The sequence below is a fragment of the Vibrio sp. SALL6 genome, assembly GCF_002002385.1.
GTDB classification, from domain to species: domain Bacteria; phylum Pseudomonadota; class Gammaproteobacteria; order Enterobacterales; family Vibrionaceae; genus Vibrio; species Vibrio parahaemolyticus.
The window spans coordinates 1-24,165 of sequence record NZ_MQVK01000008.1; the positions used below are offsets into that span (position 1 = coordinate 1).

General features: G+C 45.2%; 24 protein-coding genes and 1 other RNA gene. 13 read left to right on the forward strand and 12 right to left on the reverse strand.

The window, feature by feature from the left end:
* Nucleotides 1-94 precede the first annotated feature (94 nt).
* The gene (locus BIW15_RS04300) at nucleotides 95-988 is read right to left on the reverse strand and encodes a LysR family transcriptional regulator (RefSeq protein WP_005493888.1); all 894 of its coding nucleotides are present in this window, start codon (nucleotides 986-988) and stop codon (nucleotides 95-97) included.
* A gap of 136 nt (nucleotides 989-1,124) precedes the next feature.
* Here BIW15_RS04300 and BIW15_RS04305 point away from each other — a divergent pair, with 136 nt between their 5' ends.
* From BIW15_RS04305 to mscS, 5 genes are all read left to right on the forward strand, one after another.
* A complete protein-coding gene (locus tag BIW15_RS04305; protein ID WP_015297287.1) occupies nucleotides 1,125-3,083 on the forward strand; it encodes a ligand-gated channel protein in 1,959 nt (652 codons plus the stop codon).
* 130 nt (nucleotides 3,084-3,213) lie between these two features.
* Nucleotides 3,214-4,251: an erythrose-4-phosphate dehydrogenase gene (epd, locus tag BIW15_RS04310; protein ID WP_005461726.1), complete on the forward strand. Its 1,038-nt coding sequence runs from the start codon at nucleotides 3,214-3,216 to the stop codon at nucleotides 4,249-4,251.
* A 153-nt stretch (nucleotides 4,252-4,404) separates the two neighbouring features.
* A complete protein-coding gene (locus tag BIW15_RS04315; RefSeq protein WP_005482432.1) occupies nucleotides 4,405-5,565 on the forward strand; it encodes a phosphoglycerate kinase in 1,161 nt (386 codons plus the stop codon).
* A 154-nt stretch (nucleotides 5,566-5,719) separates the two neighbouring features.
* A complete protein-coding gene (gene fbaA / locus BIW15_RS04320; RefSeq protein WP_005482445.1) occupies nucleotides 5,720-6,796 on the forward strand; it encodes a class II fructose-bisphosphate aldolase in 1,077 nt (358 codons plus the stop codon).
* Between the two features lie 450 nt (nucleotides 6,797-7,246).
* Complete coding sequence (mscS, locus tag BIW15_RS04325; RefSeq protein ID WP_005482477.1) at nucleotides 7,247-8,113, forward strand: small-conductance mechanosensitive channel MscS; 867 nt, start codon at nucleotides 7,247-7,249, stop codon at nucleotides 8,111-8,113.
* A gap of 47 nt (nucleotides 8,114-8,160) precedes the next feature.
* On the opposite strand, the gene BIW15_RS04330 is transcribed toward mscS, so the two are convergent.
* On the reverse strand, nucleotides 8,161-8,643 hold the full coding sequence (locus BIW15_RS04330; protein WP_179115224.1) for a YbaK/EbsC family protein: 483 nt from the start codon (nucleotides 8,641-8,643) through the stop codon (nucleotides 8,161-8,163).
* 24 nt (nucleotides 8,644-8,667) lie between these two features.
* Nucleotides 8,668-9,297, reverse strand: a complete 630-nt coding sequence (locus tag BIW15_RS04335) for a LysE/ArgO family amino acid transporter (RefSeq protein ID WP_005482474.1) — start codon at nucleotides 9,295-9,297, stop codon at nucleotides 8,668-8,670.
* Nucleotides 9,298-9,435: 138 nt separating this feature from the next.
* Here BIW15_RS04335 and BIW15_RS04340 point away from each other — a divergent pair, with 138 nt between their 5' ends.
* Both BIW15_RS04340 and BIW15_RS04345 read left to right on the forward strand, forming a co-directional pair.
* The gene (locus tag BIW15_RS04340) at nucleotides 9,436-10,332 is read left to right on the forward strand and encodes a LysR family transcriptional regulator ArgP (RefSeq protein ID WP_005482449.1); all 897 of its coding nucleotides are present in this window, start codon (nucleotides 9,436-9,438) and stop codon (nucleotides 10,330-10,332) included.
* A gap of 223 nt (nucleotides 10,333-10,555) precedes the next feature.
* Complete coding sequence (locus BIW15_RS04345) at nucleotides 10,556-11,248, forward strand: oxidative stress defense protein (RefSeq protein ID WP_077280630.1); 693 nt, start codon at nucleotides 10,556-10,558, stop codon at nucleotides 11,246-11,248.
* A gap of 64 nt (nucleotides 11,249-11,312) precedes the next feature.
* Here BIW15_RS04345 and serA read toward each other — a convergent pair whose 3' ends face one another.
* The 5 genes from serA to BIW15_RS04370 all read right to left on the reverse strand — a co-directional run bounded on the left by serA (nucleotide 11,313) and on the right by BIW15_RS04370 (nucleotide 14,650).
* A complete protein-coding gene (serA, locus tag BIW15_RS04350) occupies nucleotides 11,313-12,545 on the reverse strand; it encodes a phosphoglycerate dehydrogenase (RefSeq protein WP_005482463.1) in 1,233 nt (410 codons plus the stop codon).
* Nucleotides 12,546-12,819: 274 nt separating this feature from the next.
* Entirely contained in the window at nucleotides 12,820-13,476 is a 657-nt protein-coding gene (rpiA, locus tag BIW15_RS04355; protein ID WP_005493901.1) for a ribose-5-phosphate isomerase RpiA, read from the reverse strand.
* A 59-nt stretch (nucleotides 13,477-13,535) separates the two neighbouring features.
* On the reverse strand, nucleotides 13,536-14,129 hold the full coding sequence (locus BIW15_RS04360) for a 5-formyltetrahydrofolate cyclo-ligase (RefSeq protein ID WP_024699283.1): 594 nt from the start codon (nucleotides 14,127-14,129) through the stop codon (nucleotides 13,536-13,538).
* Between the two features lie 19 nt (nucleotides 14,130-14,148).
* Nucleotides 14,149-14,333: non-coding RNA, 6S RNA (gene ssrS, locus BIW15_RS04365), on the reverse strand.
* A gap of 8 nt (nucleotides 14,334-14,341) precedes the next feature.
* Nucleotides 14,342-14,650 carry a cell division protein ZapA gene (locus tag BIW15_RS04370; RefSeq protein ID WP_005484120.1) on the reverse strand — a complete coding sequence of 103 codons (309 nt, stop codon included), beginning with the start codon at nucleotides 14,648-14,650 and terminating at the stop codon, nucleotides 14,342-14,344.
* Nucleotides 14,651-14,899: 249 nt separating this feature from the next.
* Between BIW15_RS04370 and BIW15_RS04375 the strand changes: the two genes are divergently transcribed.
* From BIW15_RS04375 to BIW15_RS04385, 3 genes are read left to right on the forward strand one after another with little or no spacing between them, the layout of a single operon-like run.
* On the forward strand, nucleotides 14,900-15,478 hold the full coding sequence (locus tag BIW15_RS04375; protein ID WP_005457285.1) for a YecA family protein: 579 nt from the start codon (nucleotides 14,900-14,902) through the stop codon (nucleotides 15,476-15,478).
* 22 nt (nucleotides 15,479-15,500) lie between these two features.
* Nucleotides 15,501-16,679 carry a 2-octaprenyl-6-methoxyphenyl hydroxylase gene (ubiH, locus tag BIW15_RS04380; protein ID WP_077280631.1) on the forward strand — a complete coding sequence of 393 codons (1,179 nt, stop codon included), beginning with the start codon at nucleotides 15,501-15,503 and terminating at the stop codon, nucleotides 16,677-16,679.
* A gap of 49 nt (nucleotides 16,680-16,728) precedes the next feature.
* Complete coding sequence (locus tag BIW15_RS04385; RefSeq protein ID WP_042762079.1) at nucleotides 16,729-17,937, forward strand: FAD-dependent 2-octaprenylphenol hydroxylase; 1,209 nt, start codon at nucleotides 16,729-16,731, stop codon at nucleotides 17,935-17,937.
* Nucleotides 17,938-18,019: 82 nt separating this feature from the next.
* Here BIW15_RS04385 and BIW15_RS04390 read toward each other — a convergent pair whose 3' ends face one another.
* From BIW15_RS04390 to ygfZ, 3 genes are all read right to left on the reverse strand, one after another.
* Nucleotides 18,020-18,226: a DUF1107 domain-containing protein gene (locus BIW15_RS04390; protein ID WP_005380970.1), complete on the reverse strand. Its 207-nt coding sequence runs from the start codon at nucleotides 18,224-18,226 to the stop codon at nucleotides 18,020-18,022.
* 647 nt (nucleotides 18,227-18,873) lie between these two features.
* Nucleotides 18,874-19,347 carry an aminoacyl-tRNA deacylase gene (locus BIW15_RS04395; protein ID WP_005481229.1) on the reverse strand — a complete coding sequence of 158 codons (474 nt, stop codon included), beginning with the start codon at nucleotides 19,345-19,347 and terminating at the stop codon, nucleotides 18,874-18,876.
* Nucleotides 19,340-20,308 (reverse strand): tRNA-modifying protein YgfZ, encoded by a 969-nt coding sequence (ygfZ, locus tag BIW15_RS04400; protein WP_005481243.1) that lies wholly within the window; start codon nucleotides 20,306-20,308, stop codon nucleotides 19,340-19,342. The genes BIW15_RS04395 and ygfZ overlap by 8 nt, the downstream gene beginning before the upstream one ends.
* A 403-nt stretch (nucleotides 20,309-20,711) precedes the next feature.
* Between ygfZ and BIW15_RS04405 the strand changes: the two genes are divergently transcribed.
* Nucleotides 20,712-20,972, forward strand: coding sequence for a succinate dehydrogenase assembly factor 2 (locus BIW15_RS04405; protein WP_005458651.1), 261 nt, complete (start codon nucleotides 20,712-20,714; stop codon nucleotides 20,970-20,972).
* Nucleotides 20,944-21,366, forward strand: a complete 423-nt coding sequence (locus BIW15_RS25450; protein WP_373270247.1) for a protein YgfX — start codon at nucleotides 20,944-20,946, stop codon at nucleotides 21,364-21,366. The genes BIW15_RS04405 and BIW15_RS25450 overlap by 29 nt, the downstream gene beginning before the upstream one ends.
* Nucleotides 21,367-21,384: 18 nt before the next feature.
* Here BIW15_RS25450 and nadB read toward each other — a convergent pair whose 3' ends face one another.
* A complete protein-coding gene (gene nadB, locus BIW15_RS04415) occupies nucleotides 21,385-23,007 on the reverse strand; it encodes an L-aspartate oxidase (RefSeq protein WP_005490333.1) in 1,623 nt (540 codons plus the stop codon).
* A gap of 573 nt (nucleotides 23,008-23,580) precedes the next feature.
* Between nadB and rpoE the strand changes: the two genes are divergently transcribed.
* Nucleotides 23,581-24,159, forward strand: coding sequence for an RNA polymerase sigma factor RpoE (rpoE, locus tag BIW15_RS04420; RefSeq protein WP_005493913.1), 579 nt, complete (start codon nucleotides 23,581-23,583; stop codon nucleotides 24,157-24,159).
* Nucleotides 24,160-24,165 lie beyond the last annotated feature (6 nt).

Consider the following 24,165-nt stretch of genomic DNA (forward strand, 5'->3'; position numbering starts at 1 on the left):
AAGAACTACTAGCGTAATCGAGACAGTTGTTTAAACCGGCTCTGTTGAGCGGTTGTGAGAAAAGGCCATCATGTTGATGGCCTTTTTATTGGTCTCAATATTTCCAATCTAGCGGAATACTTTGGTGAATATCTTCAAGCAGTACGGATAAGCGAAGAGGATGACGCCCTGCTGGTGTATAACAGTTGATCGTTATTGGCTCTGAAAGCCAGCCTTCAAGGCATGGGGTGATACGGCCGGGGTGATGTTTCTCATACCCTTGTGCAGTCCAAGTTGGCAAGAGACCAATGCCGTGTCCGTTGGCGATACTATCGATCTGCATAGCAATGTTGTCGCTATAGAGTCGGCTGACAAATGGTTCTAGAAAAAACTCCCCTTGTTCTGGGTGCGAGAGTAGCAAACCATTCTCTTGTATCGACCCAAAATCTATCCACGGATGTTTGTTTAGTTCTCTCGGGTGGTGGATGGGGCCATGTTTTTCGATGTAGTTTGGCGACGCGAATGGGGTGTAACGAAATACGCCAAGCGTTTCTTTGCGCCAATCCAGCCCTTTGTGTTCACCTAGCCAGATAAACAAATCTGGATCGTGGTGTGTATCGGAAAAATCACTGGTGAGCTGGACTCTGACATCAGGGTTCTCCGCCAGAAATTCATTGAGCACATCGCCTAACCAACTGCGAACTAACGCTGCGTGGCAAACGATATGTAGAGAGCCTGATACTTGATTATTTAAGCCTTGAAGCGCCTCATAACTTTCCTCGCTGAGCTCTAGGATCTGGCGGCTGTAGTCGGCAAAAATCTCCCCTGCGCGTGTCAGAATCAAGCGGTTGCCTTGTCGAGTCGTTAGCGCTTGGCCAAAGTCGGCTTCTAATTGTGCTAAGCGGCGGCTCACGGTGGATTTCGGCTGATTCAGTGCTTTGGCGGCTGCGGTCAAACTTTTGTGTTGGTTAAGCGCATCAAAAGCACGAATTGATGCTAAGTCGTGCATATCTTACTCCTTACTGCGTTATGTACGGATTCCATATATGGGAAGAACCGTTCCATAACTCTCACTATGCATCTCATTCTATTTATGAATAATTCCACTTCGAAAATAATAATCATTATCAATTATGGAGATGTAGATGTCCACTCTTAGACTGCCAGTGCTAACTGCTACTGGTGTTTTAGCCTTCGTCAGTGTCCCTCATGTATTTGCTAACGACTCAGTTTCTAAAATGGAAACCGTCGTGGTGACAGCGTCAAGTTATGAGCAATCCCAAGCGGATGCGCCTGCAAGTATTAGTGTTATCTCGCGAGAAGAATTGGACTCGCGCTACTACCGCGACGTGACTGATGCACTGAAAAGTGTGCCGGGTGTTGTTGTGACTGGTGGTGGTGATACAACCGATATCAGCATTCGTGGTATGGGCTCTAAGTACACGTTAATTCTTGTGGATGGTAAGCGCCAAAGTACTCGCGAAACTCGCCCAAATAGCGATGGCCCTGGTATTGAACAAGGTTGGTTGCCACCACTTCAAGCCATTGAGCGAATCGAAGTGATCCGCGGCCCGATGTCGACGCTGTATGGTTCCGATGCGATTGGTGGTGTGATTAACGTGATCACCCGTAAAGATGCGCTTGAGTGGACAGGTAATGTGCAGCTGGGGACGGTTATCCAAGAAAACAGCCGTTCTGGTGGTGAACAGAGTGCAAACTTCTTTGTAAATGGCCCTCTTGCAGAAAACTTGTTGCTACAGGTTTATGGTCAATACACCGCAAGGGAAGAAGATGACATTGATTATGGTTATGAAGACAAAGATATGCAGAGCATCTCTTCAAAATTGATCTATCAAATCAATGACCGTCACTCTGTGCAGTTAGAGGGTGGTACATCGGCACAAAGTCGTCGCGGTAATGTTGGTCTTTCTGTACCTACGACTGGCTGTCGTAGAGGCTGTGAAGATTCATTGAATGAATACCGTCGTAACTACGTTACGCTTAGTCACACCGGGGAGTGGGAGTTATTGGGTAACTCTGATACCTACTTGCAGCGCGAGGAGAGTGAAAACAAATCTCGCGAAATGACTATTGTAAACACCACGTTTAAATCCAGCGTAGTTAAAGGGTTGGGCGCGCATACTCTGACAACTGGTGTCGATGCGACGCATGCCGAGTTGGAAGATTTTACGTCCAACAAAGCATCATCTAAAACGAAAGCATCAAATACACAATGGGCAGTGTTCATCGAAGATGAATGGAAGATCGCAGAACCTTTTAGTCTGACATTAGGTGGTCGTTTGGATCACGATGAAAACTACGGCGCGCATTTTAGTCCGCGAGTGTATGGTGTGTGGCGTGTTGATCCTGCTTGGACGGTCAAAGGCGGTGTGGCGACAGGCTTCCGCTCTCCTCAGTTACGTGAAATTACCCCAGGTTGGGCGCAAGTCAGTGGTGGCGGCAATATTTATGGTAACCCAGATTTGGATCCGGAAACTTCACTGAACAAAGAAATCAGCGTGCTTTACCAAGGTGATTCTGGTCTTGATGTAACGTTAACCGCCTTCCACAATGAGTTTAAAGATAAGATCACTCGCGTGGTGTGCCCAGATACAATTTGTACGGATGGCCCAAACCAATGGGGGGCAGATCCTACTTACCGCATTAATGTGGATGAAGCTGTTACTCAGGGTGTAGAAGCAACGTTGGCGAAACCACTAACCGAGACTATCTACTTAAGCTCAAGCTATACCTTTACCGACTCGGAGCAAAAAACGGGTGAGTACAAAGGCATGCCACTTCAGCAACTTCCAAAGCACCTGTTTAATGTTGATGTCACTTGGCAAACAACAGACAACCTAGAGAGCTGGACGAAAGTGACCTACCGAGGAAAAGAAATGGATCCCGTCACTGGCCCATCACGCAACAGCATCGTTGAACCTGCTTATACGTTTGTAGATGCCGGCGTAACGTATCAGTTGACGGATAACACCAAGATCAAAGGTGCGATTTACAACCTGTTCGATGAAGACATCAACTACAAAGAATATGGGTACGTCGAAGATGGACGCCGTTACTGGTTAGGGTTAGACGTAGCATTCTAATTTCTTTTAAAGAAGGCTGGGCTATGTCCCAGCCTTTTTAAATCATGCTTTACTATGATTCATTAGGTGCGTTTTTCAGCCTTATCAGGTACTATCTGTGCCACGAAATTTTTGGTGGGGCGAAGGATAAATGCTAAAAGTTGCGATCAATGGATTTGGACGTATAGGTCGTAATGTTCTGCGAGCTGTCTATGAAAGCGGCAAACATCAGCAGATTAAAGTGGTAGCGGTTAATGAGCTTGCTCAACCAGAGGCAATGGCTCACCTTCTACAATATGACACCAGTCATGGCCGTTTTGGTAAGAAAATCTCCCACGATCAAGAACATTTGAATGTTCACCATGAAAGCGGTGAATATGATGCCATCCGAATTCTTCATCTCTCTGAAATTGAACTGCTTCCGTGGCGCGACCTTGAAGTCGATATCGTTTTAGATTGTACCGGCGTTTATGGTTCAAAGGCTGATGGTCTTGCCCATATCGAAGCCGGAGCGAAGAAAGTGCTCTTCTCTCATCCAGGAGCGAACGATCTCGATAACACCATTATTTACGGTGTGAACCACGAAACCCTCAAAGATGAACACCGCGTGGTGTCCAATGGTTCATGTACCACCAACTGTATTGTTCCCATCATCAAAGTATTGGATGAAGCATTTGGGATTGAGTCAGGTACCATTACCACAATCCACTCATCCATGAACGACCAACAAGTTATTGATGCTTACCATAATGACTTACGTCGTACTCGAGCTGCGAGCCAATCTATCATTCCTGTTGACACTAAGTTGCATAAAGGAATTGAAAGAATCTTCCCGAAATTTTCCAACAAATTCGAAGCCATTTCCGTTCGAGTTCCGACAGTTAACGTCACTGCAATGGATTTAAGTGTCACAATTAATACAAATGTGAAAGTTAATGACGTAAATCAAACCATTGTTAACGCATCTCAGTGTACATTACGTAACATTGTTGACTATACTGAATCGCCACTCGTTTCCATCGACTTTAACCACGATCCCCATAGCGCGATAGTGGATGGAACTCAGACAAGAGTGAGTAACGGGCAATTAGTAAAAATGCTCGTTTGGTGCGATAACGAATGGGGCTTTGCTAACCGGATGCTGGATACCGCTTTAGCAATGAAAGCTTCTTCACAAGTGGAGCTATAAAGGTGAAGAAGTGATGGAGAGAATTTTTATTTCAAGCCTTGAAATAAATCTGACGTATCTCCATATCTATAACCAGTTTGAAGAATTAACAGGCTTGGCAGGGTTGCCGAGTTTTCAAAAACTTTAATTATTAAATATTTGAGAGGACACATCATGTCTGTAATCAAGATGACTGACCTGGATCTTGCAGGTAAACGTGTATTCATCCGTGCTGACCTAAACGTGCCAGTAAAAGACGGTAAAGTAACTTCTGATGCACGTATCATCGCATCTCTTCCAACTATTAAGCACTGCCTAGAAGCTGGCGCTAAAGTAATGGTTACTTCTCACCTAGGTCGTCCAACTGAAGGTGAATACGCTGAAGAGTTCTCTCTACAACCAGTTGTTAACTACCTAAACGACGCATTAGATTGCGAAGTTAAACTTGCTAAAGATTACCTAGATGGCCTAGAGCTAAACGCTGGTGAGCTTGTTGTTCTAGAAAACGTTCGCTTCAACAAAGGCGAGAAGAAAAACGAAGAAGAGCTATCTAAGAAATACGCAGCACTATGTGACGTATTCGTAATGGATGCATTCGGTACGGCTCACCGTGCTCAAGCGTCAACTCACGGCGTTGGTATGCACGCTCCTGTAGCTTGTGCTGGTCCTCTACTAGCAAACGAACTAGAAGCTCTAGGCAAAGCAATGGACAAGCCTGCTCGTCCAATGGTTGCTATCGTAGGTGGTTCAAAAGTTTCTACTAAGCTAACTGTTCTTGAATCTCTATCTAAAATCGCTGACCAACTTGTTGTTGGTGGTGGTATTGCTAACACATTCATCGCTGCTGCTGGTCACAACGTTGGTAAATCTCTATACGAAGCTGACCTAGTAGACACTGCTAAGAAGCTAATGGACGAGTGTGCAATTCCAGTGGCAACTGACGTTGCATGTGCGAAAGCATTCGACGAGAACGCAGAAGCAGAAATCAAACACGTTTCTGAAGTACAAGACGACGACATGATCTTCGACCTTGGTCCAGAATCAACAGCTGCTCTAGCTGAAATCCTTAAAAACGCGAAAACTATCCTATGGAACGGTCCTGTAGGTGTATTCGAATTCAAGAACTTCGAAGCAGGTACTAAAGGTATCTCTGAAGCTATCGCAGCTTCTGAAGGTTTCTCTGTTGCAGGTGGTGGTGACACGCTAGCAGCTATCGACAAGTTCGGTATCAAAGCTGACGTATCTTACATCTCTACTGGCGGTGGCGCTTTCCTTGAGTTCGTAGAAGGTAAAGTTCTTCCAGCAGTAGAAATGCTAGAAGCACGCGCTAAGTAATTAAAGCAAAGCGGGGGAGTTACTCTCCCGCTTTCTTGTTTGCTGCAACGTGAGAGGAACTCTGCTAGAATAGCCTCAGTTGTGAGCAAACGTTTGCAAGATTTTCAACTTAACAAGTTTTGTTTAAAAACGACAGATAAATAGGATTACATCCATGTCTAAGATCTTCGACTTCGTAAAACCAGGTGTTATCTCTGGCGATGACGTTCAGAAAGTATTTGAAGTTGCAAAAGAAAACCACTTTGCACTTCCAGCAGTAAACTGTGTTGGTACTGACTCTGTAAACGCAGTACTTGAAGCAGCTGCAAAAGTTAAAGCTCCAGTTATCGTTCAGTTCTCTAACGGTGGCGCTGCTTTCTTTGCTGGTAAAGGTCTAAAACTTGAAGGTCAAGAAGCTCAAATCCTAGGTGCTGTTGCTGGTGCGAAATACGTTCACGCTGTAGCTGAAGCTTACGGTGTTCCAGTAATCCTACACACTGACCACGCTGCTAAGAAACTTCTACCATGGATCGACGGTCTACTAGACGCTGGTGAAGAGTACTTCGCGCAAACTGGTAAACCTCTATTCTCTTCTCACATGATTGACCTTTCTGAAGAGTCTCTAGAAGAGAACATCGAAATTTCTGCTAAGTACCTAGAGCGCATGGCTAAAATGAACATGACTCTAGAAATCGAACTTGGTTGTACTGGTGGTGAAGAAGACGGCGTTGACAACTCTGATATGGACGCGTCTGAGCTATACACTTCTCCAGAAGACGTTGCATACGCATACGAGAAACTAAACGCTATCAGCCACCGTTTCACTATCGCAGCATCTTTCGGTAACGTACACGGTGTTTACAAGCCAGGTAACGTTGTTCTAACTCCAACTATCCTACGTGATTCTCAAGCGTACGTTTCTGAGAAATTCGGTCTTCCAGCGAACTCTCTAAACTTCGTATTCCACGGTGGTTCTGGCTCTTCTCTAGAAGAAATCCGTGAATCTATCGGCTACGGTGTTATCAAAATGAACATCGATACAGATACACAGTGGGCAACTTGGGATGGTATCCGTCAGTACGAAGCTGAAAACCATGATTACCTACAAGGTCAAATCGGTAACCCAACTGGCGAAGACGCGCCAAACAAGAAGTACTACGATCCACGCGTATGGCTACGTGCTGGTCAAGCTTCAATGGTTACTCGTCTTGAGCAAGCATTTGCTGACCTTAACGCAATCGACGTACTATAATTCGTCTGAATTGAGTTATCTAAAAACCCGCTCTTTGAGCGGGTTTTTTTGTGTCTGTCATTTGGCTTTCTTCAACGTTAAATAGATTTATACCCATGCTGAATAGAATAATGGATGGGGGCATGTAAGCACGTATCAATAATGCGCCAATAATCATTAGGTTGTTTTTTAGCCGCTTCGCATGAATCTAGGTAATAGAAGTGGCGAAATGTTAAAGCATTGCGTACTCTGTAACAGGTCGATATCAGAAAATTCTGATAAAGCCTTGTTTTGCATATCTTTGCGAAACTCTGACTTTGCAAAATGTCAAAGTTGGGATATCGTGCCAAAAATCTGACACTGTTCAGTTGGGCAATAGGGATATTGTTGTAGATAAGGGCCTATAAAAAACAAGGCTCATAAGTTAACGGCAATTAGATTTATATATCTTTATTTTTGAGGATAAGAATTATGGCAGGTGAATCGATGGGTATCGATACCACTCTAACAGATGGGCTGACTCAAGCTGAGACTTGGCTTACAAACAACTCAGACCTACTTATTCAGTACGGTGTGAACATTATTTCAGCGCTGATTATCCTATTTATCGGTAATATTATCGTTAAAGCAGTCGCTGGCAGTGTTTCCAAAGTACTTGAAAAGAAAAACATGGATAAGGCGGTCGTAGAATTTATTCACGGTCTTGTTCGTTACCTACTATTCGTTATCGTACTTATCGCAGCTCTGGGCCGCTTAGGTGTTCAAACGGCATCTGTTGTTGCTGTAATCGGTGCGGCAGGTCTTGCTGTTGGTCTTGCTCTACAAGGTTCTCTATCAAACTTTGCGGCAGGCGTACTGATTGTTGCATTCCGTCCATTTAAATCTGGCGACTATGTAGAGATTGGCGGCGTAGCGGGTAGTGTTGAAGCGATTCAAATCTTCCAAACAGTTCTAAAAACACCAGACAACAAAATGGTTGTTGTACCTAACTCGTCTGTTATTGGTGGTGCAATCACGAACTACTCTCGCCATGCAACGCGACGCGTAGATTTGGTTATCGGTGTTTCATACAAAGCCGATCTTAAGCTAACGAAGAAAGTGATTCGCGAAACGCTAGAAAAAGATCCTCGTATCTTGAAAGATCCTGATATGACTATCGGTGTTCTGACACTAGCTGATTCTTCAGTTAACTTCGTAGTGCGCCCTTGGGTTAAAACTGCGGATTACTGGGGTGTGTACTTCGATTCAATGCAAGGCATTAAAGAAGCATTGGACGAGAACGGTATCGAAATTCCATTCCCACAAATGGATGTTCATTTGAACCGTGTCGAATCTTAATTCGAACGATAGATAATCTAAAAAGCGAGGCACTAGCCTCGCTTTTTTTATATTTCAAACAGAGGGTTATTACCTATCTGTAAGAGTGGTTTTAAATGAATACCTGCAATACCGAAGGTGCGCTCTGGTAGCCCTGGTGTATAAAGCAACTCTTTGTGATGATAGAGCTTGGTATCCACTACGATCGCAACCTCTGGTGGTAAACCTATTGGGCAAACGGCACCGGGTAGGCAGCCAAGTAATTCCTGCATGAGTTCATCGCAGCCAATAGAAGGTCGCTTGCCTAATATTGCTTTAATCGTTTTGGCATCAAGGCGAGAGTCTTTATCGGTAATGAACACGGCATACCCGCCACCTTTGAGTGTTAAAAACAAGCTTTTGCTATGTGTGCCTTGCCAGCCGAGTTCTTTCGCGATTTTAAGGTCGGTGTCGAAGTCGAGAATGGCTTCGTGTTGCCATTCTCGAAATGGAATCGAGAGCGAATGCAATCGCTCTTTGTTGATGCGATAGATGTTTTCCAGTGACTCCATGTCATTCATATCCTTTGGTTTGGATTACCAGTATTTAGTGATGAGCTCACTCGCGAGTACATAAGCAATGGTGAACATCATCAATGCAACGGCGATATCGATGCCTTTTTTCACTTTCGGTTTAGATAGCGTAGGCCCGAGTTTTGCGGCGCCCATCGACAAGGTATAGAACCAAACAAATGACGCCATAATAGTGCCTAACGCGAAAGCGATTCGATCATGGCCTTCAAATTGTCCACCGATTGAGCCTAAGATAACGACGGTATCTAAGTACAAATGTGGGTTGAGCACGGTGACAGCTAATGCGCCTAAAATGACCGTTCGGCGTCCGCGAGATACGACTTCCCCTTTTGATTCCGATTCATTCTCTGGCTTGAATGCGCTTTTAAGCGAAAGTAGTCCATAGAAGCTCAGGAAGGCAATACCACCAAGCGTCACCGATGTCAGTAGGATTTCATTTTGAGACAGAATAGCACCACCACCAAAGATACCTAGAGAAATGAAGATCATATCTAGGACGCTACAAATAGTGGCTGTCGTCAGGTGGTGATTGCGCTTTATGCCTTGATTCAAGACATACGCATTTTGTGCTCCGATCGGAATGATCATCGATGCCCCTAAACCAAATCCTTGCAATAAAACCCAAAAGCTCACAATACACCTCAAATAATTAAGAAAACGACAGAGAGGGGAAAGATAATGGCTTTGGTTAAATAAGTATAATTAATGATTTTAATATATTATTAGAGTTGCTTATTTAATGGTTTGATGTTGTTTTTTGGGAGAAAGTGAATGCGAGGGTTGGATTACAAATGGATAGAAGCCTTGGATGCCGTTGTTTATCAAGGCAGTTTTGAACGAGCTGCTGAGCATCTGTTTGTCTCACAATCTGCCATTTCGCAGCGTATTAAACAGCTCGAAAAATTCTTGGCGCAACCTGTGTTAATTCGAGAGCAGCCACCCAAGCCAACTCCCATTGGGAAAAAACTATTGGGGCTTTACCGCCGAGTTCGGTTGCTAGAGCACGAAATTTTACCTGAGATCAAAAACGATACTACAACGCGCCCAGTGCAACTGTCTTTGGCTACTAACGCCGACAGTTTGGCAACGTGGTTACTGCCAGCTTTGCAAGACGTCATGAAAACTCGTCAAGTAGAGTTGAAGCTGACGATTTACGGTGAATCACGTTCAATAGAAAAACTGAAAAGTGGTGAGGTCGCAGGGGCGATCAGTTTAGAGTCTCAAGCGATACCAAATTGTCGCGCCGATTACTTAGGACGAATTGATTACGTTTGTGTGGCTAACCCTGAGTTTTATCAGCGTTACTTTTCTGAAGGTGTAAACAATCAGACCTTAGCAAAGGCGCCAGCGGTTTCCTACGATCAGTATGATGACTTACATAAAAAGTTTCTCACGGAGCATTTCAATGTGCGTCCTGATAGCGTGATTCATCACAACATCAGCAGCTCAGAGGCTTTTCTCAAAATGGCGTTAGCTGGAGTGGCATATTGTTTGATCCCTCGTTTGCAAATTACTGATGAGTTAGAGCAAGGCTCGTTAATTGATATTACGCCTGGCTTCCTGATGTCTTATCGTATTTATTGGCACCATTGGCAGTTGGAAACTGGCGTATTGCAGGAGATTTCACAAGCGATTGTCAATTATGCACAGCGTCATTTACCACAGTAGTGATTGAATAGACGACCATTTCTGACGAATATTAAATGACGAATGGTTGAAATTACACCAAAGTTACACAGTCAAAGTTGTGTTAGAAGTGAAGTTAGGAGCTTGGATAATCACCGGAAGTTTCTATTATGAAACCACTTACTCCTACAGCTCGGCGACTTAACAAAGTCGGTGATGCTGATTTGTGGAGACACTTCACTATTGATATGGATGGATTTGTCGAATGAAACTGTATTCGTGTTTGCTGGCTTCAGCTCTTAGTCTTAGCAGTGTTTCAGTCTTGGCTGATGTGCCTGAATTTGCTCACGTAACAACAACGGGTTACGGTGAGGTGGTCGCAACACCAGACATGGCGACCTTTTCTGTAAAAGTGGTGGATACCACCATGACAGCGGAACAAGCAAAACAATCCGTCGATAAAACAGTCGAAGATTTTCTCCAATATCTGTCTGATGCTGGTTTATCAAAGGACAATATCACCAGCTCAAACCTGTATCTTGCGCCTCAGTATCACTACCCTAAATCGGGCAAAGCTGAGTTGGTTGGATACAGAGCATCACGCAGCATCAATGTAACAGTGACAGATTTAGCCGATCTTAACCAGTATTTGGATATGGCGTTGAAAGCTGGCATTAATCAGGTCGACAACATCCAATTGAAAGTGAGCAATCAAGCGGAATATCAACAAAAAGCGCGCATGACTGCGATCAAAGATGCGAGAGAAAAAGCGGCATCGCTTGCATCTGGCTTTGATAAAAAACTCGGAGGCATCTGGCAAATTAACTATAACCAAATGCATGTACAGCCTGTGTTGATGCGCTCAATGGCGATGGACAGCAAGCAAGGTTCGAACAGTTACCAAGATTCGACTCTTGTAATTCGTGACCAAGTGGATGTGGTTTACAAATTAAAATAATTTGTTTTGGTAACACAAAAAGAAAAGGCAGGGATAATCCCTGCCTTTGTTGTATGGATTCTTCTTAATGAAGAATACGAGCACGAATCGTGCCTTCAATGCTTTTCAGCTTAGTTAGTGCTTCTTCTGAACGCTCAGTTTCCACATCAATAACTACGTAGCCGATCTCAGCTTCAGTTTGTAGGTACTGCGCTGCGATGTTGATGCCTTCTTCTGCGAAGATGGTGTTAATTTGAGTCAGAATACCTGGGCGGTTTTTGTGAATGTGCAGTAAGCGAGAGCACTCACGACCGTGTTCAGGCAGAGATACTTCAGGGAAGTTAACGCTTGATAGTGTTGAACCATTATCTGAATATTTCGCCAGTTTACCCGCTACTTCCACGCCGATGTTTTCTTGTGCTTCTTGAGTAGAGCCGCCCACGTGTGGCGTTAGAATGACGTTATCGAATTTCTGTAGTGGAGATTCAAACGGGTCAGCGTTTGTTTTTGGTTCAACTGGGAATACGTCGATTGCTGCGCCAGCTAAGTGACCTGCTTCTAGGCTGTGGCAAAGCGCAGGAATATCAACAACGGTACCGCGAGCGGCGTTGATGAAGATTGCGCCAGGTTTCATGCGAGCAAATTCTTCTTCGCCCATCATATTCTTCGTTTCAGGTGTTTCTGGTACGTGCAGCGAAATAACATCACATTTGTTTAGCAGCTCGCTCATCGTGTGGATTTGCGTTGCGTTGCCAAGTGATAGTTTGTTTTCGATGTCGTAGTAGTACACGCGCATACCTAAGTTTTCAGCAATAATGCCCAGCTGAGTACCGATATGGCCGTAACCAATGATACCAAGGCGTTTACCACGCGCTTCGTAAGAGTTGTCTGCGCTCTTCTTCCAAATACCACGGTGTGCCAAGGCGTTCTTTTCAGGAATCCCACGAAGGAGCAGAAGAATCTGACCAAGCACGAGTTCTGCTACACTTCGCGTGTTTGAAAACGGTGCATTGAATACAGGAATGCCACGTTTTGCCGCCGCACCAAGATCGACTTGGTTAGTTCCGATACAAAAACAGCCAATCGCAACCAGTTTGTTTGCCGCATTGATCACTTCCTCGGATAGATTCGTTCGGGAGCGGATACCGATGAAGTGCGTATCTTTAACTGCTTCAATCAGTTCTTCCTCTGAAAGCGAACCTTTGTGATATTCAATGTTGGTGTAACCAGCTGCTTGAAGAACTTCAACTGAAGAAGGGTGAAGTCCCTCGAGTAAGAGGATCTTAATCTTTTCTTTTTCCAGTGAAACTTTGGCCATTTTTTCTCGTCCTTAAAATGGAAAGGTGGGCTAATGTGGCGCACATTGGGCAAAACCATTAAAAAGGGGATAATTAATAGTTTTGTAGGAGGACAAACGTTTCCTTGTGCGTCTTCTGTTCAATAAAGTAACAAAAAAAAATTGCTTTGGGTAAGAAAATTACGGAATAAGAGATAATTTTCTTAGAGAAAGGAATAAAAAACGGTGCCTTGCAGCACCGTCTGTAATGAAATAACAGAAAACTGAATCAGATAGACCGATTCATGGCTGTTATTTACTCTTCAATTTTTGCGCCTTCTGGCGTACCAGTGATCACAACATCAGCACCACGGTGAGCAAAAAGACCAACCGTTACCACACCCGCGATACCGTTGATTTTGTCTTCCATCTCTTTCGGGTTGGTGATTTGCATGTTGTGCACATCTAGGATGATGTTGCCGTTATCCGTTACAACACCTTCACGGTATGCAGGGTCACCACCAAGTTTCACCAACTCACGAGCAACGTAAGAACGTGCCATTGGAATCACTTCCACAGGAAGAGGGAACTGGCCAAGCACGTCAACCGCTTTCGTGTCGTCAACGATACATACAAACTTTTCAGAGATTGCTGCAACGATTTTTTCACGAGTTAGCGCAGCACCGCCACCTTTGATCATTTCACGCGCAGGGTTGATTTCGTCTGCGCCATCAACATATACGTCTAGCTTAATTACGTCGTTGCACTCAAAAACTTCAATACCAAGCTCTTTTAGACGCTCTGTAGAAGCAACTGAGCTAGACACTGCACCTTTGATATCATCTTTGATAGTGCCTAGTGCATCGATGAAGTGATTCACGGTAGAGCCTGTGCCAACACCGACAATGCTGCCTTTCTCAACATATTTAAGTGCTGCCCAACCAGCCGCTTTTTTCATTTCATCTTGAGTCATGCCAATCTCCTGAATAGATGTTCGTTAACGTTTGCGGGCGTGATTATAGCGGCTAAGCGTTACTTTTCCCATTGCCATATTTGGCTTGGAGTCACGATCTTAGGTAATGGAATATCCCAGCTTTCAATTGGTAAGCGTTCTACATGCTGGCAATCGTGAGCAATGCCAATCGGTTTGGCACCTTCTCCTGTCTTGAACCAATGAGAAAGAGTGCGATCGTAGTAGCCTCCGCCCATACCTAAGCGGTGCCCGATGCTGTCGAAGCCGACCAAAGGTGTGCAGATGACATCTAATTGTTTGACGGGAAGAAGGTGGCGAATGTCGAGTTTTGGTTCGAGAATGCGGTACTTATTGTAGACCAGTTGATCTTCATTCACGTATTGAAGAAACAATAACTGGCCTTTTGAGAACGGATGGATGACGGGTAAATACACCGACTTTCCCTGTTGCCATAACCATTCAATCAGTGGCTTCGTATCGAGTTCACCATCGGCAGAGAGATAAATGGCAATGTTCTGCGCTTGTTGGATTTCTGGAAGTTGGGCGAATTGAGTAACTAGGTCTAGCCCCGCTTGAAACTGCGTATCGCTACACAAGGCGTTGCGTTTTTCACGGATAAGTTTGCGGAAGTCTTGCCGGGAGCGTGATGATATGGATGGTGATGACATAAAGGAATACCCCAGGGTGCCGTTGAGGATTGTGGCCCTTGAACCAGCTGGTTCAAGGCGGATCAGCAATGATAACCGTAGGCTTCTCGGTGCATGCCAAGCTTGCTCAATAGCTATCAAGTACTAACCCTTTGGTATTGCTTATCGGCTCAGGGACTTAAATCCGTCTGACGAACACCCCAGGGTAAATTTTGTATCTACGGCTGTCCTTGCGTAACTTTGCTTAGTGCGTTCTCTAAAGACGCGGTGAGCTTTTCCATGCGCTCAGTAATTTCTTGCTGTTGACCGTTTGATTCGTATGACTTGGTGTGCAACTCATAACAAATGTTTAATGCAGCAAACGTCAGCAGTTGAATTTCATTGGTTACCTTAGTACGTTCGCTCATCTCTTTCAATCGGCGATCAAGATCTTTTGCTGCAGCAACGAGAGACTCTTCTTGCCCTGCTGGACAATTTACTCGTGTAACTTTGCCTAGTATTTCTACGTCGATCGCTTGATTGCTCATGATGAATAAACTCTATATTCGCGCTATCTAAGGTGTTGCTACGTGCAACTACCGAGGAGGAAACTATAGGAAAACCGTTATTAAGATTCAAGCATTTCCCATCACAGAAAGAGAAATGATGACGTGATCACACAGGAATTGGGCAAATTGAGCAAATGGTGTTCAAAATTGAATTTGATAGCCGTTTCAGACGACTAACCTTGATGGTAGGATATGTCGATACATTATTACGCAAGAATGAGCCAAGTTATGAGTGAAATCACCCTTCCAGAATATCAATCTATTGCTGCAGAGCTACAATCTGCAAGTTTAGCTGTGACACCTGCGGAGCTGCACGGTTTGCTTGTCGGCATGCTAAGTGGTGGATTGGCGATTAACGATCAAACCTGGCAACCAATTCTATTCGATTACACCAATGATGGCATGGGCTGGCCAACGACGGCGTTAGCTTTTGCACAGACGGTCTTCAAAGTGACGGCGAACGAGCTAACGGGTTCATCCATGGAGCTGTCACTACTTCTGCCGGATGAGTCGGGCGAAGAGGGTTTATTCGCGTTGGCAGATAGCTTGTCTGATTTTGTGAATCACTTTATCTCTGGTCTTGGTTTAGCAGGCATTGCGCTGAACAATGCATCGGATGATGCAAAAGAAGCGCTGGCTGACCTAGAAGAAATTGCCAAGTTAGGCATTGATGAAGATGATGACTTTGGTGAACAAGCACAATTGCTGGAACAAGTCATTGAACACGTGAAAGCTTGCGTACTTACCATTCATGCAGAGTTCGGAGCTCGCCCAGAAAGCAGCGAAAGCAAACCGACGATTCATTAATCTAGATAGACCAGAGGTTAACATGAAGCAATATGACGTAGTAATTGCTGGTGGTGCCATGGCTGGGGCTACACTAGCTTTAGCGATTGAGCATTTGTCTCAAGGGGCTTTGCGTGTTGCCGTTATTGAACCGTTTAAAGTGCAATCTGATCAGCATCCGGGCTTTGATTCGCGCTCGATTGCTTTGTCTTATGGTACGGTTAACCTGCTGCGTCACTTAGAGTTATGGTCTGCGATTGAACCTTTTTCGACCCCGATTGAACACATCCATGTGTCTGATCGTTCTCATGCGGGAATGACGGACATCACTAAGCACGACGTTGGCGTTGAAGCGTTAGGTTATGTTGTAGAGTTAGCCGATGTTGGTCGTGTTTACCAAGAATTGCTGACTCACAGTACCGCTATCGATTTGTACTGCCCAGACTCCGCGAAGCACATTACCCGAACTCAAGAAAATGTGACGATTGAGCTTGCTAGTGGTGAGTTGCTTAATGCGAAATTACTTGTTGCCGCCGATGGTGCGGTTTCGCAATGTTGTCAGCAAATTGGTTTGGAGCTTTCTGAGCATGATTTCGACCAAGTTGCCGTAATTGCCAATATTGTGACTCAAGAGCCGCATCAAGGTCGCGCATTTGAGCGTTTTACTGAAAACGGCCCAGTTGCCCTGCTGCCAATGAGTGATAATCGAATGTCGCTCGTGTGGTGCTTACGTCCTGATGAAGCTCAAATTGTAATGGAATTGTCCGAAAGCGAATTTCTTGAACGGCTTCAGCAAGATTTTGGTTGGCGATTAGGTGCGATGCAAAAAGTAGGGCTGCGTGCGAGCTATCCGTTGTTGCTTCGTCATCGCAAGCAAAATATTTCACACCGTTTTGCGATAGTCGGTAACGCAGCACAAACGCTGCATCCGATTGCTGGGCAGGGCTTCAACTTGGGGATCCGAGACGTGGTCACTCTCGCTGAGGAATTGGTCAAGCAAGGTGAAGATGTTGGGCGTTACCAAGGCCTGATCCGCTTTAGTCAACGCCGAGAAGCAGACCGCAACGAAACCATTTGGCTAACAAGCTCGTTAGTCCATGTTTTTTCAAACGATTTACTCGCGATGCGAATTGGGCGAAATACAGCCTTAGCCGCGATGGATAACCTTTCTATTTTTAAGCAGCCGCTCTTGCGCCATACTCTTGGCTTAGTGAAACGATGATTGACTGCAACAAACTAGGTAACAACCAGTTATTAGGTAATAAATAGCAATGATGCAAAGTGTAGATATCGCCATCATCGGCGGAGGGATGGTTGGGTTGGCGCTTGCCGCCGCATTCAAAGACAGTGACCTGCGTATCGCCGTGATCGAAGGTAACGTGCCAGATGAAACGTTGAATGAACTGCCTGATGTGCGAGTTTCTGCACTGAGCCGCTCAAGTGAAACCATTTTACGTAAGCTAGGAGCTTGGCAGGGTATTGAGCAACGCCGTGCTGCACCTTACTACGGTATGGAAGTGTGGGAGCAAGACAGCTTCGCAAAAATAGAGTTTGATGCACAAAGTATGGCGCAACCTGATTTGGGTCACATCGTTGAAAATCGCGTGATTCAGTTAGCGTTGTTGGAACAAGTGCAAAAGCTAGAGAATGTGACGCTATTCATGCCAGCGCGCTGTGCGACACTCGCGGTCGGTGAACAAGAGAGTTGGTTAACGCTCGATAACGGCCAGGCGATGACAGCGAAGCTGGTGGTGGGCGCAGATGGCGCGAATTCGTGGCTGCGTAACCAGATGGATATTCCTTTGACGCATTGGGACTACGGTCACCATGCGTTGGTTGCTAATGTGAAAACAGCGGATCCGCACCACAGCATCGCGCGTCAGATTTTTACACCTCACGGGCCTTTGGCATTCTTGCCGATGTCTCAACCAAACATGTGTTCTATCGTCTGGTCTACAGAGCCAAACCGAGCGGAAGAATTGCTGGCCATGAGCGATGAAGCGTTCAACAAAACGCTAACCAGCGAATTCGATGCTCGTTTAGGCGTGTGTGAAGTGGTGGGAGAGCGAGCGGCGTTTCCGCTAAAAATGCGTTATGCCCGAGACTTTGTAGTTGAGCGTGTTGCTCTGGTTGGCGATGCGGCTCATACCATCCACCCATTAGCAGGCCAAGGCGTGAACCTCGGCTTATTGGATGCAGCCAGTCTGGCGCAAGAAGTACTGACTCTTTGGAAACAAGGGCAAGACATTGGTAGTAAACGCAATCTGCGTGGCTATGAGCGTTGGCGTAAGGCTGAAGCGGCGAAGATGATTGCGGCGATGCAAGGTTTCCGTGATTTATTCTCTGGTGGCCATCCAGCGAAAAAACTGGTTCGCGGTATTGGCTTGAGTTTAGCGGGACAACTACCGGGTGCTAAAGATGAGATCATGAAACGTGCACTGGGTTTGAAGGGGCACCTACCAGAACTGGCTCGTCAATAGCTCTGAGTTACATTACCTAAAAACACAAAAGGCTGGATAATCCAGCCTTTGTTTTACTTGTCTTTTTGACATCGATGAAGTGCTAAGCGTATGCGCATCGGAGTTTCATTATTTCTTGGTTAATCTCTTTTACCGCTCGAAAATGACGTTGCTCCGCTTTTTCCGGTAGTATCAATTTACCGTTATCAAACTCGAATCTTCCGACCCCGTAAATATAGATTCTTCCCTTAAAAAGACGACTTATATGTTTAGCAATCATACTTGGTGTATAGCGCTTAAACAGTCTCATATTTACTTTCCTTTTCTCTTACCTAGCCCAGTTATTCTACGTTTTGGACGTAAAAATTATTGTGACAGCAATAGTATTAAGTACAGGTGAAATGTATCGCTTTGGAGAATTGTGCTGCCTTAGACAAATTGACAGACTGATATCTCAAATAGCGTGAGGATTACCCCAAAAAATTACACTGGAAGGAACCCAAATGTTTCTGTTCTCCTTCATACGTGGTGCATTAAGCAATAGTTTTGTTACAGAAATAAGAATAGAAGGAAAATGATTGTTTGCTAATTGTTTCTTTTTCAAACCTACACCTTCTATCTAAGTGTTATAGCTTGCTTACACAAGATTAGATGAGACTGCTTGAAAAAAGTTCCAAGCAAAAAAAAGCCCGCTTGAGCGGGCGAATAGTCACAGATGCATTACACAAAAGTGGATAGCTGACATCACGAGCGTGGTCATGCCTGTCAGCCGATTCACTTTATGTTGGTTAAGTGCTTGTTGAAAACTTAACCAACAGAATCAGCATATACGAGTTTTATAATGGTGACTATTTATGTTTTAATTTTGATTAAAAATTCTGCGGCGTGTTTTTATAGATATGAGGGAGATCACGCAGTGATGAGAACACTGCGCTTTATTGCATTATGAATTGGATGTTAACGACAGATTTCGGCCACGGTGGGTTGGCATAGCTGAACCAAATCGTCGATGGATAACGCCAGCCCTGCCATGCGGTCCCCACTGCTGATGGTGACTTCACGTTCTTCCAATAAGCTTGGGTCAAACACAATCGGCATCTGTCGTTTGAGTAATAACGGCGTCACAGTGCCAATTTTATAACCAGTGATGGCTTCTACATCGGCCTGGTCGACACAAGTCATGCGGCGACATTGCAGTAAAGCTCGTACCTTTTTGGGATCCACACTGCGATCACCAGGGGCGCAGGCGAGGGCGTATTGATTGCCCATGTCTCGCAGCAATATCGCTTTGACCATTTGAGAAGGGCGAATGCCGCGTTGTTGCGCGGCATCCTCAATTGTTGTGGCTGGTCTTTGATGCGGAAGCAGACGAAACGTGATGTTTTGGTCGGCAAGAAACTGCATCAAAGGAGTATGAATGGCATTATTCATCATCAAGGCTGTAAGGCAATTCTGCGATGGTCCATTCACAATCAGGCTGAGACGTCAAACGAAGGCGAGTGTCGTCATCCAGATTATTTGGTAACACGATCAAACCCATAGCTTGGTTATCACTGAATTGATAGTGAGTCAGTAACGTGCCGACTGAGCGCCAGTTGTCGCCTACGCTGCGTTCTAGTTCAATCGCATCATCGTTTAACGCGGTCGACGTTACGCCTTTCACGATGTACATAGCGCGCTTGTTTGTGCCGCGGTATTTCGCTCGAGCTACGGTTTCTTGGCCTGTGTAACAGCCTTTAGTGAAGCTAATGCCACCTAGGGCTTGAATGTTCAAGGCTTGTGGAATGTGCTCGTTTTGCGCTGTGGCAGAAACGAATGGCAGTGCAGATTCAATGTCGAACCGAGTCCAAAGCTCGCGTGTTGTCAGCGTAGCATCGCTGTTTTCGATCAGTGCTTGCGCCGCTTCTTCTGTCACAACAAGTAACCAACGGTTCGCCTCTACTTTTACCGCAGTGCCGCCATTGATGATGCGTACATCACCGGCATCTTCATTTAAAGCAGACACAAACGCATCGGCGTTGACACCTGCAACGCCAAGAATCACATCGTTAGATTCTTCAATCGTGACTTTGGAAAATACGGCGTATTTTTTTATTTCTTTCAGTTCGATTTCAATCGCAGATTTCGGCTGGATCATGCCGTAGCCATCACCATGATGGAACAAGCGGAATACACTCCACACTTTACCTTTCGCGTCGCAGTGCGCACCGAGTGTTGATTGGTCTTTTTCTAGAGAAACCACATCACAGGTAACTTGACCATGCAGGTACGATTTTTTGTCATCGCCTACCATGGTGATCATGCCTAGATGATCGAGTCGTGAGATAGACAGTTCTGGTAGAGCATCTTGAGTCGATAGGTTGAGCGGTGAAAAGCGAGTTTGCCATTCCATGATTACAATGCCTTTTGAAGATATTTTTCAGCTATGTTAAATGCAGATTCACCATTTGTCAGCTTTCAATATGCCCAAGTCACCTTAAGGTGTTCGGTTTAGCGAGAACCGCTCAGTTTTCAGATGTAGCGGTAATTTGGAAATCTAATCAACCTTGAGTAAGAAACGTCACAACGTATGCCAATCAAGGATAGGTGACGTTTTCTATCGTGATTTCATGGCAGAATAATTAGGAAAGAGCTCGCTGTTGCTAAACGTGAGGTTCAGTGGTGTTGAATCAGTGACCAGCTTTGAATCTGACACCTTGAAGTTACTTAACGTATTGTGACCCGCACACTAGTGACGTAGCACATCCCTTGTTACACTCCGCATTAATAACAAGACATCTATGAAGGAATAATGAATGTACACTCCTGAAGAAAAGGCGCGTATTAAATGGGCTTGTCGTCGTGGCATGCTTGAGCTGGATGTGGTGATTATGCCGTTTTTTGAAGAGTGCTTTGATGCGCTGAACGAACAAGAACAGCGTGACTTTGTTTCTCTGCTTGAATGTGATGATCCAGATCTGTTCACTTGGGTTATGGGACATGGTCGTAGCGAGAACCTAGGCCACGCAGCAATGGTTGATAAAATTGTTGCCCACAACCTCAGCAAAGTTCGTTAATCTTAACGTATCTTCCTCAATTACGGCTCAAGTCAGCAATCTGACCGTTTTCTTAAGCTTGACTTGGGCCGTGTCTCTTTCCGACATTCCGCTCGTATTATCGATTTATTTGTTATTACTGATTGCTAGCAAGCTACGTGATCCAGGCTTTGTCCTTTTGTCGAGTCAAGGGCATTGGTATGTGCACAGCGACGGCATGGTAAAAAATGAAACGAGTAGTTCGCATATCAAACACGTCAACCTGACGACGCTGCCTTTTAAACTCTCCTTTACGCTAGAGTCGGGTGAAATGGTGACGATTTGGCGAGACAGTTGTGATGAACGGTGCTATCGGCAACTTTCCTTGATTTTGCGTCAATGGAAAATGAAACAGGGAGCCAAAGCTCCCTGTTGATAAGCGTTAGATTCGATATTAATTATCGGTTAACTGCTTTGCTGGTACCAGAATTGTCGGACCGCTGTTTTCCAGTTGATTTGGGTAATCAAGCGTGTAGTGCAGGCCGCGGCTCTCTTTACGCTGCATTGCACAGCGAACCATAAGCTCTGCAACTTGCAGTAGATTACGCAGCTCCAACAAGTTATTAGATACGCGGAAGTTACTGTAGTACTCATGCGTTTCTTGTTGTAGCAGTTGAATGCGGCGCAATGCACGTTCTAAGCGCTTATCGGTACGCACAATGCCCATGTAGTCCCACATGAACAGGCGAAGTTCGTGCCAGTTGTGTTGAATAATAACTTCTTCATCACTGTTGGTGACTTGGCTTTCATCCCAACATGGAACACGTGAAGGCAGCTCAACGCTGGTGTGATGTTTCAGAATATCTTTTGCAGCAGACCACGCATAAACCACACATTCCAACAGTGAGTTCGATGCCATACGGTTAGCACCATGCAAGCCGGTGTAGCTCACTTCGCCAATCGCGTATAGGTTTTTCAAATCCGTATGACCGTTTTGATCCACCATCACGCCGCCACAGGTATAGTGCGCAGCTGGTACGATTGGAATAGGCTCTTTGGTCATATCAATGCCCAAGTCCATCAAGCGCGAGTAAATGGTCGGGAAGTGCTTGGTGATAAAGTCCGCTGGTTTATGACTGATGTCGAGATACATGCAGTCTGCACCCAAGCGTTTCATTTCGAAGTCGATGGCACGAGCAACAACATCGCGGGGGGCGAGTTCTTTACGCTCATCAAAATCTGGCATAAAGCGAGTGCCGTCTGGGCGACGAAGGTAAGCGCCTTCACCACGAAGGGCCTCGGTCAGCAAGAAGTTGCGAGCTTCAGGGTGGTAAAGGCAAGTTGGGTGGAACTGGTTGAACTCTAAGTTCGCCACTCGACAGCCCGCTCGCCACGCGATAGCAATACCATCACCCGATGAGACATCAGGGTTAGAGGTGTATTGATAAACCTTTGACGCGCCACCTGTCGCTAGAACCACAAATTTGGCGCGCACGGTTTCTACGTGCTCTTCGTTTCGATTCCAGATATAGGCACCGATGACTTTGTTTTTATCACCGCCGATTTTATCTTCAGTGATCAAGTCCAGAGCGTTGTGGCGTTCAAGAACATGAATATTGGGATGGTTGTGGGCGTTGTCCTGCAATGAGGTTTGCATTGCCATACCGGTTGCGTCTGCAGCGTGCAGAATACGGCGGCGGCTGTGGCCACCTTCGCGAGTTAGGTGGTAACGAGGTTCATCGTCAGAATCATCGTCTTCACGGTCAAATGGTACACCGCCGTCAATCAGCCATTGCACACATTCTTTTGAGTGTTCTGCAATGAATCTCACGGTCTCTTCGTCACAGATACCATCCCCGGCAATTTGGGTATCTTCAACGTGCGACTCAATGGTGTCGGATTCATCGAACACCGCGGCAATACCGCCTTGAGCGTAGTAAGTTGCCCCTTCGCTGCGCGGTCCTTTGCTGAGTACCATTACTTTACAGTGGTTTGCGACACGTAAAGCCAACGACAAGCCCGCAGCGCCACTCCCTACCACTAACACATCACATTCATGTTCACGATTTGTGTTCATATAACTTTTATAATCCCAAGCTAAGGTAACAACGTTACCTTGTGTATTATTTGCACACCATGTGCATTCCATATGCGTGACATCCGTCACTAAGGGCTAAGTTGGGAGACTTATCTAAATCACAGTTACTCTGGTGACTTGAGCCACTCTTCTTTTTGCATGCTTAGGTCATTGAGGCCTAATGACACACGGTTGTTTTCTGAGTTTTGGTTGAAAACGCGTTATTCAGACAGTCAATAGCCATGCAAATGAAAAGTAATAGTTTGTCAATCTCATTGCTTTTCTAGTTTCTACCCAGCACAATCTGGGACAGAGATCATCCATTATACCCATTTCCCTTTAATATGCTCGCTTGTCAAATTAGACATAAGTCAGGCAGTGCATGGGATTTGGCGCATGACATCACACTGTGAAAAAACAATGACAAAAAACTTGAGAAACCATGGAACTTTCTCATTCACATTGGAGTCACAATAGTGCTCAAGTAAGCAGTGGTGTCAATACTACGTTTTGCATAATTAGTACCCATATCTGAGAAGAGTAGGGGCATAACAAATAGGAGTATCCGCTCGAATGAACGAGCAGCTGACCGATCAAGTATTGATTGAGCGAGTTCAGAATGGTGATAAGCAAGCATTCAACCTACTGGTAACAAAGTATCAGAACAAGGTGTGTAATCTTATTTCCAGATACGTTAGTAATCCTGGCGATGTACCAGATGTAGCACAAGAAGCCTTTATCAAAGCTTACCGAGCTATCCCTAGCTTTCGCGGGGAAAGTGCGTTTTATACGTGGCTGTATCGCATTGCAGTGAATACTGCGAAAAATCACATTGTGGCTCAAGGGCGCAGACCCCCAGCGACAGATGTTGATGCTGAAGAAGCTGAATTTTACGAAACAGGTAGTGCACTTAAAGAAATTTCGAACCCTGAGAACTTAACGTTGTCCAAAGAATTGCAACGGGTAGTGTTCAGTGCAATCGAAGCTTTACCTGAAGATTTAAAAACAGCAATGACATTGCGAGAGCTTGATGGCTTAAGTTATGAAGAAATTGCTGAAGTGATGGATTGCCCGGTAGGAACGGTACGTTCACGTATCTTCCGTGCTCGTGAAGCGGTGGAAAAGAAAATCAGACCTCTTTTACAGCGCTAGTACAAG